The sequence below is a fragment of the Microthrixaceae bacterium genome, from assembly GCA_023957975.1.
GTDB lineage: Bacteria > Actinomycetota > Acidimicrobiia > Acidimicrobiales > Microtrichaceae > JAMLGM01.
In genome coordinates, this window is the sequence record JAMLGM010000002.1 from 277,296 (window position 1) to 293,178 (window position 15,883).

General features: G+C 65.8%; 16 protein-coding genes. 8 read left to right on the top strand and 8 right to left on the bottom strand.

Annotated features, from left to right (window positions below; all coding sequences use genetic code 11):
• Window positions 1-22: 22 nt before the first annotated feature.
• The 3 genes from radA to M9952_03935 all read left to right on the top strand — a co-directional run bounded on the left by radA (window position 23) and on the right by M9952_03935 (window position 3,219).
• On the top strand, window positions 23-1,396 hold the full coding sequence (gene radA / locus M9952_03925) for a DNA repair protein RadA (GenBank protein MCO5312070.1): 1,374 nt from the start codon (window positions 23-25) through the stop codon (window positions 1,394-1,396).
• Between the two features lie 77 nt (window positions 1,397-1,473).
• Window positions 1,474-2,541, top strand: coding sequence for a DNA integrity scanning diadenylate cyclase DisA (gene disA, locus M9952_03930; GenBank protein MCO5312071.1), 1,068 nt, complete (start codon window positions 1,474-1,476; stop codon window positions 2,539-2,541).
• A 6-nt stretch (window positions 2,542-2,547) separates the two neighbouring features.
• Entirely contained in the window at window positions 2,548-3,219 is a 672-nt protein-coding gene (locus M9952_03935; GenBank protein MCO5312072.1) for a dienelactone hydrolase family protein, read from the top strand.
• A 33-nt stretch (window positions 3,220-3,252) separates the two neighbouring features.
• On the opposite strand, the gene M9952_03940 is transcribed toward M9952_03935, so the two are convergent.
• Complete coding sequence (locus M9952_03940; protein ID MCO5312073.1) at window positions 3,253-3,912, bottom strand: Crp/Fnr family transcriptional regulator; 660 nt, start codon at window positions 3,910-3,912, stop codon at window positions 3,253-3,255.
• A gap of 138 nt (window positions 3,913-4,050) precedes the next feature.
• Here M9952_03940 and ispF point away from each other — a divergent pair, with 138 nt between their 5' ends.
• From ispF to M9952_03955, 3 genes are read left to right on the top strand one after another with little or no spacing between them, the layout of a single operon-like run.
• Window positions 4,051-5,202 carry a 2-C-methyl-D-erythritol 2,4-cyclodiphosphate synthase gene (gene ispF / locus M9952_03945; GenBank protein ID MCO5312074.1) on the top strand — a complete coding sequence of 384 codons (1,152 nt, stop codon included), beginning with the start codon at window positions 4,051-4,053 and terminating at the stop codon, window positions 5,200-5,202.
• Window positions 5,203-5,238: 36 nt separating this feature from the next.
• Window positions 5,239-6,249, top strand: a complete 1,011-nt coding sequence (gene rlmB, locus M9952_03950; GenBank protein ID MCO5312075.1) for a 23S rRNA (guanosine(2251)-2'-O)-methyltransferase RlmB — start codon at window positions 5,239-5,241, stop codon at window positions 6,247-6,249.
• Window positions 6,249-6,845: a hypothetical protein gene (locus M9952_03955; GenBank protein MCO5312076.1), complete on the top strand. Its 597-nt coding sequence runs from the start codon at window positions 6,249-6,251 to the stop codon at window positions 6,843-6,845. Before rlmB ends, M9952_03955 begins: the two co-directional genes overlap by 1 nt.
• Before the next feature lie 12 nt (window positions 6,846-6,857).
• Here M9952_03955 and M9952_03960 read toward each other — a convergent pair whose 3' ends face one another.
• From M9952_03960 to M9952_03990, 7 genes are all read right to left on the bottom strand, one after another.
• Entirely contained in the window at window positions 6,858-7,175 is a 318-nt protein-coding gene (locus tag M9952_03960; GenBank protein ID MCO5312077.1) for a hypothetical protein, read from the bottom strand.
• 125 nt (window positions 7,176-7,300) lie between these two features.
• A complete protein-coding gene (locus tag M9952_03965) occupies window positions 7,301-8,671 on the bottom strand; it encodes an ABC transporter substrate-binding protein (protein MCO5312078.1) in 1,371 nt (456 codons plus the stop codon).
• Between the two features lie 44 nt (window positions 8,672-8,715).
• The gene (locus M9952_03970; protein ID MCO5312079.1) at window positions 8,716-9,807 is read right to left on the bottom strand and encodes a branched-chain amino acid ABC transporter permease; all 1,092 of its coding nucleotides are present in this window, start codon (window positions 9,805-9,807) and stop codon (window positions 8,716-8,718) included.
• Entirely contained in the window at window positions 9,804-10,688 is an 885-nt protein-coding gene (locus M9952_03975) for a branched-chain amino acid ABC transporter permease (protein MCO5312080.1), read from the bottom strand. Before M9952_03975 ends, M9952_03970 begins: the two co-directional genes overlap by 4 nt.
• Window position 10,689: 1 nt before the next feature.
• Window positions 10,690-11,397, bottom strand: coding sequence for an ABC transporter ATP-binding protein (locus M9952_03980; GenBank protein ID MCO5312081.1), 708 nt, complete (start codon window positions 11,395-11,397; stop codon window positions 10,690-10,692).
• Complete coding sequence (locus tag M9952_03985) at window positions 11,397-12,170, bottom strand: ABC transporter ATP-binding protein (GenBank protein ID MCO5312082.1); 774 nt, start codon at window positions 12,168-12,170, stop codon at window positions 11,397-11,399. The genes M9952_03980 and M9952_03985 overlap by 1 nt, the downstream gene beginning before the upstream one ends.
• Before the next feature lie 151 nt (window positions 12,171-12,321).
• Entirely contained in the window at window positions 12,322-13,026 is a 705-nt protein-coding gene (locus M9952_03990; protein ID MCO5312083.1) for a VIT1/CCC1 transporter family protein, read from the bottom strand.
• Between the two features lie 282 nt (window positions 13,027-13,308).
• Between M9952_03990 and M9952_03995 the strand changes: the two genes are divergently transcribed.
• The gene (locus tag M9952_03995) at window positions 13,309-14,388 is read left to right on the top strand and encodes a hypothetical protein (GenBank protein MCO5312084.1); all 1,080 of its coding nucleotides are present in this window, start codon (window positions 13,309-13,311) and stop codon (window positions 14,386-14,388) included.
• 141 nt (window positions 14,389-14,529) lie between these two features.
• Window positions 14,530-15,741, top strand: a complete 1,212-nt coding sequence (locus M9952_04000; protein MCO5312085.1) for an SPFH domain-containing protein — start codon at window positions 14,530-14,532, stop codon at window positions 15,739-15,741.
• Window positions 15,742-15,883: the final 142 nt, after the last annotated feature.

Sequence of the window (15,883 nt, forward strand, 5' to 3'; positions counted from 1 at the left end):
GGTCGTTTCTAACCTCTCTCACATGGCATCGAGCCCGGTCCTCACCCGCAACTCCAAGAAGTCCCGCTTCGCCTGCACCGAGTGTGGTGCCGTGGTCGCAAAGTGGGTCGGCCGCTGCGACGCGTGCGGTGAATGGAACACGCTCGTCGAAGAGCGAATGACCTCGAGTCGGTCGTCCTCGCTGGCTCCGGCGATGCCGGCCCTGCCCATCACCGACGTCAGCGCACTCGATGCGGTCCCCTTTCCCACCGAGGTCGCCGAGTTCGACCGCGTCCTTGGCGGTGGGTTGGTCCCCGGATCGGTCACGGTGTTGGGAGGCGAACCCGGGGTCGGCAAGTCGACGTTGCTGTTGCAGGTTCTGCACGGCCCCGCGAGCGGTGGTCGCACGGTGTTGTACGTCTCGGCGGAGGAGTCGGCCCAGCAGGTCCGACGTCGCGCCGAGCGGTTGGACACGCTGCATCCCTCGATGTTCCTCGCCGCCGAAACGAACTTGACGACCGTGCTCGACCATATCGACGCCTGTTCGCCGTCGGTCGTCGTCATCGACTCGGTGCAAACCGTGTTCGACCCCGAATTGTCCTCCGCCCCCGGATCGGTGGGGCAGGTCCGCCATTGCGCACACCGTCTCGTGACCGTTGCGAAGGAGCGAAACATCGCTGTGGTACTGGTGGGCCATGTCACGAAGGAGGGCGCGTTGGCGGGGCCGCGCGTCCTCGAACACATCGTCGATACCGTGCTGAGTTTCGACGGAGATCGGCATCACTCGCTGCGGGTGCTTCGCGCCACCAAGCACCGCTTCGGATCCACCCAGGAGGTGGGCCTGTTCTCGATGGGCGAGCAGGGCCTCGATGCCGTCGTCGACCCATCCGCGTTGTTCCTCGCCGATCGACGCCCCGGAATCGAGGGTTCAATCGTGGTGCCGACCCTCGAAGGGCAGCGCCCACTCGTGGTCGAGTTGCAGGCGCTGTGTGTCCAAGGGGCGGCGGGGAATCCTCGTCGATCGGTGAGCGGGGTCGATCCTGGCCGGGTGGGGTTGCTGTTGGCGGTGCTCGATCGTCGACTCCGGATTCCGTTGATCGCGCTCGACACCTACGCGATGGCGGTCGGTGGCGTTCGGGTGATGGAGCCGGGAGCCGACCTGGGCTTGGGCATGGCGATGGTCTCGTCGTTTCGCAACACCCCGTTGCCGGCAGGGCTTGTCGCCATCGGCGAGGTCGGTCTCGGTGGCGAATTGCGTTCGGTGGGCGGCATCGAGCGGCGCTTGGTCGAGGCGGCACGCCTTGGGTTCACCACCGCGGTGGTGCCCCGCTCAACCCCTGCGTTGTCGTGCGGGCTCGAGGTGTCGCGGGTGCCGACGATCGGGGCGGCGCTCTCGCTGTTCGGGTTGGAACGATGATCCCGGTTACAGCCGCCACTGCCCCGCATGTCGGACCCACGCCCGATGCGGCTGGGTCGCGCCACTAGACTGCCGCCATGGCAGCCCGTCGAAGCAAAGCTCTTCTCGACGCTCTCGCCATCGTGGCACCGGGCCAACCGTTGCGCGAAGGCCTGGATCGAGTGGTGAAGGCGTCCATGGGCGCGCTCATCGTGGTCGGAGACGGGCCAGAGGTCCTCAATATCTGTTCAGGCGGGTTCCTGCTCGACACGGCGTTCAGCGCCCAGCGATTGTCGGAGTTGGCAAAGACCGACGGGGCCATCATCTTGGCTTCCGACGCCAGCCGGATTGCCCGAGCGAATGTGCACCTCGTTCCCAATCCGAATACTCCGACCACCGAAACCGGCACTCGCCACCGCACCGCCGAGCGCGTCGCCCGTTCGATCGGGGTTCCCGTGATTTCGGTGTCCGAGGACATGGCGGTGCTGACCGTGTACATCCACGACGACAAGCACCAACTCGAACCGATTCCAGGGCTGCTCGGTCGTTGCAACCAGGCGCTTCAGACGCTCGAGCGCTACAAGAGCCGCCTCGACGAGGTGGCCGCCAACCTCGCAACCGCCGAGGTGGAAGATCTCGTGACGGTTCGTGATGTCGTCGCGGTGCTGCAGCGCACCGAAATCGTCGTGCGAATCGCCGAGGAGATCGAGCGGTACCTGGTCGAACTCGGAACCGACGGCCGCCTCGTCCGGCTGCAGTTGCGCGAGTTGATGGCGGGAGTGGAAGACGATCGGCGAATGGTGCTGCTCGACTACTTCGAGCCCGACGCCACCTGGAATCTCGAACAGGCGATGGAAACGCTGTCGGATCTCGAGATGGAAGAACTCCTCGAACCCGACGCGGTGGCGAGTGCGCTGCACCTCGGGGTGAAAGACGCCGGTGGCAGCCTGTCACCCCGGGGATACCGCATGGTGTCCAAGGTGCCCCGCCTCCCCGGAGACATGGCCGAGACCATCGTCGGTCACTTCGGAACCCTCGACAAACTCATGCGAGCGACGGTGGCCGACCTGTGCGCCGTCGACGGGGTGGACGAGCAGTGGGCCGTCACCGTGAAAGACGCGCTCGGCAGAATCGCCGAGTCGTCGATCCTCGATCGCTACACCTGAGGTCCTATGAGAATCACCCTGTCCACCGGAATCGCTGCGGAACTCGCCCGCCCGACGAGCGGTGACGCGGTGGGTGGCCTGGTGCTGTGGGCAGATGTGTTCGATATCCGGCCGCTCTTTGACGAGATGGCCCAACGTCTCGCCGATGCGCACCAGTGGGTCGTCGTGTGCCCGGAGTTGTTCCCCGGCGAACAGCACCTCGACGTCGCCGAGCGCCTCGAACGCACCGCCATGTTCGTCGACGCCGACAAGGTGGCCGACGCCGAGGCCGCCGCTGATGCAACCGGGTTCGACCGTGTCGGCGTCATGGGGTTCTGCATGGGCGGGATGTGGGCGATGAAGAGTCTCGCGTCGGAGCGGTTCGAACGAGCGGCTTCGTTCTACGGGATGGTGCGCCTTCCGGAGAGGTGGGCCGACGGCACCATGGGCGACGCGATCGACACGGTGCGGAGCCGGGACGCGCAGGGACAACTGAAGTTGCTGGCGATCTTCGGCACCGACGATCCGTGGTGCCCGCAATCCGATATCGACGAGTTGCGCACGACGACCTCGGCCGAGGTCGTCGTGTACGAGGGCGCCGGACACGGGTGGGCACAAGACCCGGCCCGCGACAACTATCGACCCGAGGATGCGGCCGACGCGTTCACCCGGGCAGAGGCGTTTCTCGATCCGGTCTGAGACGCTGGGGTCGCGAAGTTCGCCGTCGACGCGCTACATCGAGCGGATTTCGAGTTCCCGTCGATTGATGATGCGGTAGGTGCGGTCGTTCTGCTGCAACCAACCGAGCCGAACGAAGCTCGAGATCGCCTTGTTGACCCGCTCGCGCGATGCTCCGACCAGGCCGGCGAGTTCCTCCTGGGTGATCGGAATCTCGAACTCGTCGCGGTCGCCGGCCATCTCGAGCAGGTGCTTGGCGGTGCGGCCGGTGACATCGAGGAAGAAGGAATCTGCCAGCGCTTCGTCCATGTTGCGGAGCCGCTGCGACAACAGCCCGACCACCCGCCACAACAACTCGGGCTGAGCACGCCACAGGTCGATCAACGGCTGGTAGGGAATCGATACGACCATCGAGGGTTCCAGCGCCCGGGCTTCGGCGGAGCGGCCGAGTTCGTCGAACAGGCTCATCTCGCCGAAGAGGTCGCCTTCGGTCATGAGTGCAACCATGGATTCGCGGCCGTCGAAGGATTTGTTGCCGATGGCGATGCGTCCGGATTCGACGATGTAGAGCGAATCAGCGGTGCTGCCCTCGGAAAAGATCACATCTCCACGAACCAGACGGAGGGTGGAGGATTGGGCGAGCAATTGGTCGAGAACATCGGGTCCGAGATCGGAGAACAGTCCGATGGATGCCAGTTTTTCAGCGTCGATCACGCATCCACGGTATCGACATTCGCCGGGTTCGGGGACTCATCGAGTCAAATTCGTCACACGATCGGCGCAATGCCGGGGAGGTCGACTCGGCGGTGGCCGCAGAACGGGGCGACGCTCGGCCGGTAGGCTGTGCCGGTCATGCATACCGACGTGTGGACCATCGTCGTCGCCGCCGGGAGCGGTCAGCGATTCGGCGCACCGAAGCAGTTCGAGCTCCTCGGAGACCGGCGGGTGGTGGATCACTCGCTTGCCGCGGCGCGACGAAACAGCGACGGCGTGGTGTTGGTGACCTCAAACGACGGCATGGATCTGGGCAACTTCGATGCCGACGTCGTCGTCGGCGGCGGCTCGACGCGTTCGGAGTCGGTTCGGCGTGGGCTCGCCGCGGTGCCGTCGACCGCAGAGGTGGTGCTGGTTCACGACGCTGCACGGCCGGCGGCCGGCGATGCGCTGTTTCGCCGGGTGATCGAGGCGGTCCGCTCCGGCGCGGACGCGGCGGTGCCGGCGATCGCGGTGACCGACACGATCCGTCGCCGTGGTGGCTCAACGGTCGACCGGGACGAGCTGGTTGCCGTACAGACCCCGCAAGGGTTTCGTGCGTCGTCGTTGCGGGCCGCTCATGCGGGCGGGATCGACGCCACCGATGACGCGACGGTGGTCGAGGCCAACGGCGGTGTCGTGGTGTTGGTGGACGGTGAGTCGACGAATCTCAAGATCACCGAACGTGTCGATCTTGTGGTCGCGGCGCAGCAGCTGGGCGTGGGCCGCGGCGGGGAACATGAAGGTTCAGGAGTGGAAATGGGACTTGACGGACTTCGGGTCGGCAACGGATTCGACATTCATCGGTTCAGCGACGACCCGCAGCGGGCCTTGGTGATGGGCGGGGTCGTGTTCGAAGGGGAGCGGGCGCTGCACGGCCACAGCGATGCCGACGTCGTCGCCCACGCCTGCGCCGACGCCCTGCTCGGTGCCGTCGGGCTCGGCGACATCGGCTCGCACTTTCCCGACACCGATGAGCGCTGGAGAGGTGCGGATTCGATGACGCTGTTGGCCGAGGTCGTGCGGATGGTCGCAGCCGAAGGCAAGGTGGCGATCAACATCGACTGTTCGGTGATCGCGGAGACACCCAAGCTCGCGCCGCACAAGGCGCAGATGGAGGCGAACCTGTCGGCAGTGATCGGCGCACCGGTATCGGTGAAGGGGCGCCGTGCCGAGGGGATCGGCGGGCTGGGTCGACGCGAGGGAATTGCGGCGATGGCGACGGCGCTGTTGATGGATTCCGACGGGTAACGCAGACTCGCCGGACACGATGATGAGAGGCCGACGATGAGTGGACCGAAAAAGCGAGGCGCAGCGTCCGGTGGGGCGCGAGGCCAAGGGCGCAACAGTTCGCGGGCAGCGGGCGCGAAATCGGGCCGCTCCGGCGCTCCGGGGAGGGGTCGCGGTGGTGCGCCGCGTAGCGGATCGGCCGGAGCCGGGCCGGCATTTGGTGGATCTGGTGCCCAGCGCGGCGACCGGTCGCGGACGAATCGCAAGGCTCCCGAACAGCGCGGGTTGGGCGGCACCCAGGTCGAGGGCCGACACGCCGTGCGGGAACTACTGCTGGCCGGCACCCGTAAGGCCAAGGAGATCCTCATCGCCGAGGGCATGGACCGCGCCGACATTCTCGACGACATCGTGGAGCTGGCCCAGGACCTGCGGGTCCCCGTCCGGGAGGTCTCGAAGAAAAAACTCGATGGCGTGAGTCGCACGGAGGCCTCGCAGGGCGTCGTCGCCGTTGCCGACCCGATCAAGGAGCGACCCCTCGAGGAGCTCTGCGAGACCCAGAATGGAATGGCCCCGTTTCTCGTGGCGGTCGACGGGGTCACCGACCCCGGCAATCTCGGGGCCATTATCCGCACCGCCGAGTGTGCCGGGGTGAGCGGCATGGTGCTTCCGAAGCATCGAGCGGTGCACGTCACCCCGACGGTGACCAAGGCCGCGGCCGGAGCGGTGGAACACGTGCCGATGGCGCTGGTCGGCGGCCTTCCCAGGGCGATCGAAGAGATGCAGCGAGCAGGGGTGTGGGTTCTGGGCCTCGACATGGGCGGCGACGTGTCGATCCACGAGGTGGCGCTCGGGGCCGAACCGGTGTGTCTTGTGATGGGGGCCGAAGGGGCGGGGTTATCGCGGCTCGTGCGGGAACGCTGCGATCAGGTGGTGTCAATTCCGCTTGCAGGGCAACTGTCCTCGCTCAACGTGTCGACGGCGGCGGCCCTGGCGATCTATGAGGTGGTGCGACGGCGCGGCAGTGAGGCCCGCGCCGAGGGGCCCGCCGGTGCGGCGGGAGGACGGTGATGAAGCCGGTCTGCGCCCTGGTTGCCTCGGGGCTCATGATCGCTGCGGTGACGACCGGGTGCGCGGGAGACAACGCAGAGTCGGACGGTCCGGCGACGACCGATCTCAACCCGACGCCGACGACCATGGTTCCCCAAGCGGGGCTGATCGCACAGCCGGTGGAATCCGGCGGCGTACGAGTCGAGGTGCTGGAGATCGCACCCACCTATCACTCGCCGAAGGACCGCGCCCAGATCATTGCCGAGGTGCGCAGCGAGAACCTCTCTGGCGTCTCGCAGCGCAACCCGAATGTTTCGTTGGTGTGCGCCGACCGTGTCGCTGTTGGGGAATGGGCGGAGGGGTCGACCTGGGAACCGAATGGAATTCTGTCGGTCAACGCCGTGCTCAGCGGCAACGTCATCATCGGATTCCCTCAAGCCGGGCCCAACGCCGAGTACCCGTCGGTGACCTGCGAGGACGCGACCCTTCGCGTGCAGATCGTCTCGTTGAGCGCCGAGACGGTGACGATCGACTTCCCGGTCGCCGCCGACATCATCGAAACCGCGCTGCGCTCGCCGAACTCTGCCGAGATGCCGCTGCCGTACGCCGAAGGGTGACCGCGGCGGAACTCAACGGGCGTTGACGGCCTCGTCGAGGGCGCGCTCGCGGCTACCGGTGATGATCGCTGCGACACCGACTGCCAGCGGAATCGCCGTGAGGATGCGTTGGCGGGTGATGTTGCGGCCACAGATCGAGGTCAACCGGTCCTCGGTCAGAGCATCCTCGACGATATCGCCGGTGACGACGAGCGATGCGAGCGGGTCCCGACGCAACAGGGCGGTCCCGCAGGTCGCGTTATCGACGTGAACGTCGGTGGTGGCCAACCAGCCCGCGAGCAACAGACAGATGAGTGCGACGCTGCCGAGCGCGAAACGTTTGGCGGACATCGGCGAAGCACGCTACCGGACGCTGGCGTCGCGAAACAACGAGGGGGAGGACCGGATCACAGATCCGGCCCTCCCCCTCGTTCAACCAAAAGGTGGTTCAGGGCACTGGGCCCGCAGGCATGGCGTCAGCCGATGCCGCCGAACTCGTTCCCCTTACCGTCGTAGGAGATGACCTCGGTGACCGGCGTCCAGAGGCCGTCGACGCGGTGAACGATGCGCATGTCCTCGAAGGGCCACGGATCTTCGGCGCCGTTGGTATTGGCCACAGCACCGGGCAGGGCGATGCCGATCTCCTCGTCTTCAAGGCTCCAGAGGGCATTCATGACGTCGTGGCGGGTGACGGTCTCGGCGTTTTCGAGGCCGCGTGCGAACAACGCACCGAAGTTCCAGCCAACGGCGAAGATGCCGCCCTCAAGGGTGGCTTCGTCGAGACCGATGGCACGGCCGGCGGCGAACACCTCCTGCATCGCCGGGTCTGCCTGATGTTCGGGGTTGGCCGGGTCGAGCGCCGGTTGAGCAGCGAAGACGTTCATCGAGGCTTCCTTGTCGCCGAGCAGCGACATGGCGGTCTTCGCCGAACAGGTCACCGACACGAACGTCATCGGAGTCCAGGTGTCGGGCACCTTCGTCAACGAGACCGGGCATGGGGTGCCGCCGAGGCCGACGAAGAACACATCCGCGTTCGACGTGGCGAGCTCGGCAACCTTTGACTCCGGTGAGGTTTCGTTGAGCGGGTTGTACGGCTTTTCGGACACGACGGTGATATCGGTGCCTTCGATCGCTTGAGCGATCGCCTGCTGATACGTCTTGCCGTAGTCGTCGTCCTGGTAGAGCAGGGCGATGGTGGCATCGGGCTTCTCGGTCTTGAGGTAGTCGATGAATGCCACCGCTTCGGTCGCATAGGGCGGCAACCCGCCGATGTACCACGGGTACTTGGCCGCCTCCCCCCAGTCGCGGGCGCCGGTGGCGAGGGCAACCGACGGGACGCAGTTGTCGTTCATGTACTGACGAACGGCGAGGTTGGTTGCGGTGCCGATCTGGCCGACCATCGCGAAGATGCCCTTTTGTTCCACCAGCGTCTGGACGACGCCGGGGGTCAGGGCCGGGTCGTAGGCGTCATCGGCGGTTTCGAGCTGCAGCTTGTACTGCTTGCCGTCGCCGGCGGTGATGCCCCCCTGGCTGTTGGCGTGTTGGACGAACGCTTCGAGGCCCTTGGCCACGGTTCCGTAGATGCTGTAGTTGCCGGTTTCCGGACGGACGTTGCCGATGGTGATGGTGTCGCCGTTGATGCCCTGGGTGGCGTTGTAGTCGGCGGCACAGTCGGTCGCTGGGTCGATGAAACCAGCGGACTCGGTGTTCTCGCCGCCCGACTCCCCATCGGCAACGGTGGTGGGGCTGTCGTTGGCCGCCTCATCGTCGTCTCGACCGCATCCGGCGAGCACGAGCGACAAGGTGGTGGCGAGCGCAGCTGCACGAACAGCACGCGTCTTCATCATGGTTTCCTCCCTAACGGTTGTTGCTGGTGCGACGGTGTCGCGGTTCAGCTCTTGTGCCGTCGTGCGTGGATCTTGTGCACGCCGTGACGGAATTGTCCGACGATACCCCCGGGGCCGGCGAACATGGTGGTGATCAGTGAGATGCCGAACAGCAACGGCATGATCTCGTGGATGCGTTTCGGCAACTCGGGCTGAATCACATCTCGGAAGAACACGATGATGAAGGTGCCGATGAGCGGGCCGGCGATGCTCTGGCTGCCGCCGATCACGACGGCGACGAGCAGGTACAGCGAAAGCTGAAGGCCGAACGAGCCCGAGGCGAGGTTGGCCTTGTTCGTGGCGAGCTGCAACATGAACAGCGAACCCGCGAGTCCGGCGAGTGCCGAACTGAGACCGAAGGTGAACACCTTGGTGGCGGCCACGTTGATGCCCGACACCGCGGCCGCAGTCTCGTTGTCGCGGATGGCGACCATGGCCCGGCCGGTTCGACTGTTCACGACGTTTCGTGCGACGAAGACAGCGAGCACGGCGAAGGCCAACAGCCAGTAGTAGCGCCATTGATCCGACGCGAGTCCGGTCCATTCGGGGGCGGTGAACTCGATCGAGCGCAGCACCTCGACCCCACGGTTGTTGAGCTGCATGGAACCGACGGTGAGCCCGGTGGTGCCGCCGGTGATGGAATCGAACTGGTTGAGAAACTGCGGGAACAGCACGGCCACGGTGACGGTGACGAGGGCGAGGTGCATGCCCTTGATCCGCAACGCCGGAAGCCCGATCACGATGCCGACACAAAACGTCACGACCGTGGCGAAGACCATCGCCCCCAGGTAAGGGAAGCCCCATTCGTTGATGGAGATGCCGGCGGCGTAGGCCCCGACGCCGTAGAGGGCCCCGTGACCGAGGCTGATCTGACCGTTGAAGCCGGTGAGCAGGGCGAGCGCGAGCGCGGCGATGGCCATCGGAAACCAACCCGAGACCTTGGTGGTCCAGGTCGAACTCAACACGTTCGGCAGGATCAACAAAACGATGAGCACGACCCCGCTGCTGAGCCAACGCGCTCGTGCGGGGTTCGAACGAGACACCGAGGTCGTGTCGCTGCTTGTCGACGTGGCGGCGGTCGTCGTTGCATCGTTCATACGCGGCTCACCTTCTTGGTGCCGAACAACCCTTGTGGACGCACGAGCAGGACCAGCAACATCACGATCAACGCGGGTGCGAGCGGCATCTTTTCGAAGACCGACAGGTACTTGGGGAGGACATCGGTGACGATTCCGATGGCCAAGCCCCCGACGACCGCTCCGGCGATCGAGTCGAAACCGCCGATGATGATCGCGGCGAACGCGTAGATGAGCACGATCGGCATCAGGTTGACGTTGACGGCCAGCGAATTGGACGCCCACAGCGACCCGGCGACGGCGCCGAGGGCCGCGGCGATTCCCCAACCGATCATGAGGATGCGAGAAACGGGGATCCCGCAGAGCCCGGCCGATTCGGGATTGGAGGCGACGGCTCGCATCGCAAGCCCGATCTTGGTGCGTTTGAACAAGATGAACAGCACCAGCGACTCGGCGGCGAGCACCAGCAGAGCGAGGAGTTTCTGCCACTGCATGGTGCCGCCGAGCAGCCCGAAGCTCCCGGACCAGAAGGTCGGAATGCGACGATCGTCGGTACCCCAGATGAGCAGGGCGGCCGCGCTGAACGCCAGAAACATGCCGATGGTCACGATCACCACGGCGAGCGGCTTTTGTGCCGGGTCTCCGATCGGTCGCACGAGGAGTTGGAACGTGACGACACCGAGGAGGAACGCGGCCGCCATGCCGGCCAACACCGCCAGCCACAGGGGCAGCCCGAGATCGGAGAACATCCAGACGAAATAGGTGGTGAACATCGCCATTTCGCCCTGCGCGAAGTTCATCAACCCCGACGCCCGGTAGATGACGACGAGCCCGACGGCGAGAGTGGCGTAGATCGCGCCGTTGCCGAGGCCGATGTAGAGGTAGTTCATGAACTGGCCCATCTCAGCCTCCCAGGTACGCCTTGCGAATCGAGTCGTCGGCTCGAAGCTCGTCGGCGGAGCCGGCCGAGACGATCCGCCCGGCTTCGAGCACGTAGCCGCGGCTGGCGAAGTCCAACGCCAGGTTGGCGTTCTGTTCGACGAGTAGGACGGCGGTGCCGGTCTCGCGAACAAGGTCGCCCACCCGTTCGAACACCTCTCGGGTGACGAGTGGGGCGAGGCCGAGGGACGGCTCGTCGAGCAACACCAGCTTTGGGTTGCTCACGAACGCGCGGGCGATGGCGAGCATCTGCTGTTCGCCACCCGACATAGAGCCGGCGAGTTGGGTCCGGCGTTCCGCGAGCCGGGGAAAGACGTCGTACCAGCGGGCGATCTCGGCCTCGACGTTGCCGTCGGTGCGGGTGTAGGCGCCGACGCGAAGGTTCTCCTCGACGGTGAGGTCGACGATCGTTCCACGGCCTTGGGGCACGTGGGCGATGCCGAGCGACAGCAGTTGATCGGGGCGCTTTCCCAGCACCTCGGAGCCGGCGAAGTGGATGGAACCCTTGGCCGCCAACATGCCCGAGACCGCCCGAAGCGTGGTGGTCTTTCCCGAGCCGTTCGCACCGAGGATGACGACCGCCTCGCCGGCTTCGACGGTGAAATCGAGGCCGAAGAGCACGTCGACGATGCCGTAGCCGGCTTCGAGGTTGGTGACCTGAAACAGCGACATCATTCGCCTCCCGCGACGGGTTCGCCCAGGTAGGCAGCGATGACGCGAGGATCGTTTTGGACCGCGGCCGGGTCGCCTTCGGCGATCTTTCGTCCGAGTTCCATCACGACGACCTTGTCCGAGACGCTCATCACCATCCCCATGTGGTGTTCGACGAGCAGCACCGTGAGGTTGTGGCGGTCGCGGATCATCCGTACGAGCCCTCCGAGCTCGTCGACCTCGCCGTGGGTGAGGCCACTGGCCGGCTCGTCCATCAGCAGGATCCGCGGTTGCGACATGAGGGATCTGGCGATCTCGATGCGTTTGAGGGTGCCGAATGGGAGGCCTTCGCAGGGGCGGTCGGCGAATCTGGCGAGATCCAGGTCGGCGAGCAGCGACATGGCGGCCTCGCGGGTTCTGCGTTCCTGTGCCGCCACCGGGAACCGCAGTGCTGCCGCCCAGAACCCGCCGGTCGTGCGGGGGTGCGCTCCGATGATCACGTTGTCGAGCACCGAAAGCCCGGGCACGAGCGCCAGGTTCTGGAAGGTGCGGGCGATTCCGAGCCGGGCGATGCGATGCGGCGGCAGAGCCAACAGGTCGGTGCCGTCGAAGGTCACCGTTCCCTCCGACGGTTGATAGAGGCGCGACACGACGTTGAACAGCGTGGTCTTTCCGGCACCGTTGGGCCCGATGAGCGCGCATATCTGACCTTCGTCGATGGTGAACGAGAGCCCGGCGAGGGCCGTCACCCCGCCGAATTGGACTCCGATGTCGGTGACGTCGAGTAACGACAAGCTGTCCCCCTCTCCTCGATCCTCGAACCCGGTCCGGCTCCGTGGTTGGCACAGCGTAGTGGGAACGCGGCGGGAATCTTTGGAAATGTCGGCGGTGACCGCAACGCCATCGACGAACGGCGACCGACTCGACTCATCGACGCGTTCGAGGTCAGTTCAAGAGAAGTTCGGCGGCCACGTAGCTGATGGAGAGCGTGAGCGCGCCCACGATCAGGCTTCGGCCGAGCGTGCTGGCGGCAGAGAGGTGGGCCGCCCGGGACGAAGCGACCGCGGTCAGGGTCAAGGCGACGATGACGGCCCCGAGGATCGCCCAGGTTTCGATGTTCAACGGAGCGAAGTAGGTGATGAGCAACGGGATCATCGCACCGCCGACGAAGGCCAGCCAGGTGCCCAGGCCTGAGAGCACCGGGATGAGGGCTGGCATCGGCTTGTCGAACCCGTACTCCGACTCGAGTTGGGCGCTCAGCGCGTCGTGTGCGGTCAGCCGTTCGGCGACGACGTGGGCGAGTTCGGGTTCGAGGCCGCGGGCACACCAGTGGGCGGTGAGTTCCGCGATCTCGCCCTCGGGGTTCTGTTCGATGTCGGCGAGTTCCAGCCGGGCGAGCCGTCGCTGGGATTCGCGTTCGGATGCGTCCTCGGCCCATTTCGCGCCGCCCGCGCTGATCCCGCCGGCGATGGTCGCTGCGGTGGCGGTGAAGATCAACAGGCGGTCTCCGGCCCCCGCGCCGGCGAAGCCCTGGAGTATTCCGGCGGTGGCGATGATCCCGTCGTTTGCGTCGATGATCCAGCCCCGCACGGTTCCAGGGTCGCGGACCCATGCCCAGACGTCGGCCAATTTGTCCAGGTCGTTTGCCAACCGAGTACTCCTTATGTTCCGGGTTTCTCGCAGCGCCGTCACGAGTTCGCAGCGACCGAGGTGAGGGCTGAATGGTGAGGGCTGAGCGGCAACGTACTGCCGCACCCCCGGCGTGCGAAAGAGCGGTCGTTGGGTAAGACTGCTGGTGCGGGGCGACAGCCGTAACGGCTTGTTTGTCGGTGGAGTTCTCAGCGAGGGAGCGCGCACGCAGCGCGATGCGCAACCGCTTCCCCGACAGCCCGCGAAGGTTCCCTCTCTCCACTTTGAAAGGAAGGCCACCACATGGCGCTTCACACCGACATCCCCACCCGTGACGAGATCGAGCGTCTGATCGGCAGTACCGCTGAACCTGCGGTGTCGATCTACCTCCCGACCCACCGCGTCACCCAGGAGACAGCCAAGGACCGGCTTCGCCTTCGCGATCTCACGGGGCAAGCCGTTGAGCAGCTCCATGCGGCCGGAGCGTCGGGCGACGACATCGCGGACATCGAGGAGCACCTCCTGCACCTCGTCGACGACGATGACGACTTCTGGTTGGAGCAGGCGGACAGCTTGGCGATCTTCGCGGCACCCGGGCGTTTCGAGACTCACCGCTTGCCGAACCACTTGAGCGAGGCCCTTGAGGTTTCGGACCGCTTCTATGTCACGCCGCTCATGCGTGCGGTCACCTTTCCGCACGCCGCGTGGGTGCTCGCCATCTCACAGGGAGACGTGCGGCTCCTCGAACTCGCCTCGTCGGGGCCGGTCCGCGAGGTTCGCGTCGACGGGATGCCTCGTGATGCGTGGGAGTCGGACGGCAACAAGATCCACAAGGCGAGGGAAGCGGCTTACGCCCGCAAGGTCGACACCGCCATTCGCGGAGTCCTGTCGGGTTCGACCCTTCCGTTGATCCTTGCGGCCTCCCAGCCGATGGCCGCGTTGTTCCGGTCTGTGAATACCTACCCCCACCTTGCGGGTGAACGTCATCACAGCAACCCCAGTTCGGCCTCCGACGCCGAGCTGGCGGATGGTGCACGCACCATCTTGGATGAGGTGTACGCAGATCAACTCGCTGAACTCGCTGAACGGTTTGACGCGATGCGTTCGCAAGGCCGCACCGCGGTCGACCTGTCGGACTTGGCTCGACTCTCGACATTGGGAGCGGTGGACACACTGCTCGTTGACATGGATCGGTCGATTCCGGGCTCCATCGACGAAGCCGGTGTTGTCACCTTTGACGAGGCCGACGACGCCACCAACCACGGTGTCGCCGACGAGATCGCCCGGCGGGTATTCACCGCTGGTGGTCGGGTGCTCGCCGTTCGCTCGGACGACCTGCCCGACGGCGACGCGGCCGCGGGAATCCTTCGTTTCGCGGTCTAGCCACGGCACTGGTGGCTTGCCGGTCGGGTGGCTGTCCGCGGATGGCTACCCGACCGATCACGCCCAAGTTGGCGTCGAAATTCGACGACGGCTCGATAGGCTCACGTTGTCATCCGCGACCAACACAAGAGGGATCTGACCATGGGGCTTATTCAGGCAGCAATCGGTGCGCTCGGCGGCACGATGGCCGATCAGTGGAAGGACTTCTACACCGTTCCCGAGGGGCTGACGCCGACCGCCGCCCTTTTCGCCGCGGTGCCGCGTGGCCAAAACGCGGGCCGGGGCTCCAACACGAAGGGTTCCGACGGGGTCATCACCAACGGCAGCCGAATCGTCGTGCCCGAGGGGTACGGCCTGGTGCTCATGGAACAGGGTGCGATCACCGGCTTTGCTGCCGAACCCGGTGCCTACGAATGGAACAGCGAGGCGCAGGACTCGAAGTCGATCTTTGCCGGCAACGGCATCGTGAGCCCGCTGATCACCACGTCGTGGGAGCGATTCAAGTTCGGTGGCCGTCCGGGCACCGAACAGCGCGCGTATTTCGTCACCCTCAAGGAACTTCCGAACAACCGCTTCGGCACTCAATCGGAGATCTACTGGGACGACGCCTACATGAACGCCCAGGTGGGCGCGATCACCCGCGGCACCTACACCCTCAAGATCGTCGATCCGATCCTGTTCCTCAAGACCTGGGTGCCGGCCAAGTACCTCGCCCCGGGTGAGGTGTTCGATTTCACCGATATCGAAAACGACGCCGCCGGACAGCTTTTCAATGAGGTCGTCGGGTCGCTGGCCCCAGCGTTCTCGCTGTACACAAACGACCCGTCGAAGGGGAACCGGATCACCAAGATCCAGCAGGATTCGATCGGGTTCGCCCAGAGCCTCTCCGCGGCAGTCGAGCAGAACTACCAGTGGAGCGGGCGCGGCCTGCAGATCATCTCCACCGCGATCATCGCGATCGAATACGACGAGAACACCCGTGAACTGCTCAAGAACGTGCAGCGTGCCGACGCGCTGTCCGGTGCCCGCGGCAATTCGAACCTGCAGGCCTCGGTCGCCGCTGGTTTCGAAGCGGCCGGCGAGAATGCCGGAGCGGCAGGCCTGGTCGGGTTCGGCGTTGCCGCAGGCGGAGCGGGTCTCGGCGGACTGCAACAGCCGGTGCCCGGAGTCGGGGCCCAAAGCACACCGCCTCCGGTGCCGCCGGCGGCGCCCGCTCCCGTAGCGGCTCCGGCCCCTGCGGCGGCTGAGGAGGATCCGGTGGCCAAGTTGACGAAGCTCAAAGAGATGCTCGATGCCGGCCTGATCACTCAGGACGACTACGACGCCGCCAAGAACAAGGTGCTCGGGCTGTAGGCCCTCAGGCCTCGCAGTCTCCGCCGCCCTCGACGGTCGCGCACGAAATGTCATCGATGCCCCCTCCGGAGGGGACCGCGGGTCAACTTGGCGCTCAGCCCACGACCGCGGGTCCCCCTCCCTATGCGCCGCCGGTGCCACC

Bases quoted from the DNA above. Each gene is read 5' to 3' on its own strand.
- disA (MCO5312071.1), top strand. From the start codon at position 1,474: ATGGCAGCCCGTCGAAGCAAAGCTCTTCTCGACGCTCTCGCCATCGTG.
- M9952_03960 (MCO5312077.1), bottom strand. From the start codon at position 7,175: ATGTCCGCCAAACGTTTCGCGCTCGGCAGCGTCGCACTCATCTGTCTG.
- M9952_03975 (MCO5312080.1), bottom strand. From the start codon at position 10,688: ATGGGCCAGTTCATGAACTACCTCTACATCGGCCTCGGCAACGGCGCG.
- ispF (MCO5312074.1), top strand. From the start codon at position 4,051: ATGCATACCGACGTGTGGACCATCGTCGTCGCCGCCGGGAGCGGTCAG.
- M9952_03955 (MCO5312076.1), top strand. From the start codon at position 6,249: ATGAAGCCGGTCTGCGCCCTGGTTGCCTCGGGGCTCATGATCGCTGCG.
- M9952_03970 (MCO5312079.1), bottom strand. From the start codon at position 9,807: ATGAACGATGCAACGACGACCGCCGCCACGTCGACAAGCAGCGACACG.
- M9952_04000 (MCO5312085.1), top strand. From the start codon at position 14,530: ATGGGGCTTATTCAGGCAGCAATCGGTGCGCTCGGCGGCACGATGGCC.
- rlmB (MCO5312075.1), top strand. From the start codon at position 5,239: ATGAGTGGACCGAAAAAGCGAGGCGCAGCGTCCGGTGGGGCGCGAGGC.
- radA (MCO5312070.1), top strand. From the start codon at position 23: ATGGCATCGAGCCCGGTCCTCACCCGCAACTCCAAGAAGTCCCGCTTC.
- M9952_03935 (MCO5312072.1), top strand. From the start codon at position 2,548: ATGAGAATCACCCTGTCCACCGGAATCGCTGCGGAACTCGCCCGCCCG.
- M9952_03980 (MCO5312081.1), bottom strand. From the start codon at position 11,397: ATGTCGCTGTTTCAGGTCACCAACCTCGAAGCCGGCTACGGCATCGTC.
- M9952_03965 (MCO5312078.1), bottom strand. From the start codon at position 8,671: ATGATGAAGACGCGTGCTGTTCGTGCAGCTGCGCTCGCCACCACCTTG.
- M9952_03995 (MCO5312084.1), top strand. From the start codon at position 13,309: ATGGCGCTTCACACCGACATCCCCACCCGTGACGAGATCGAGCGTCTG.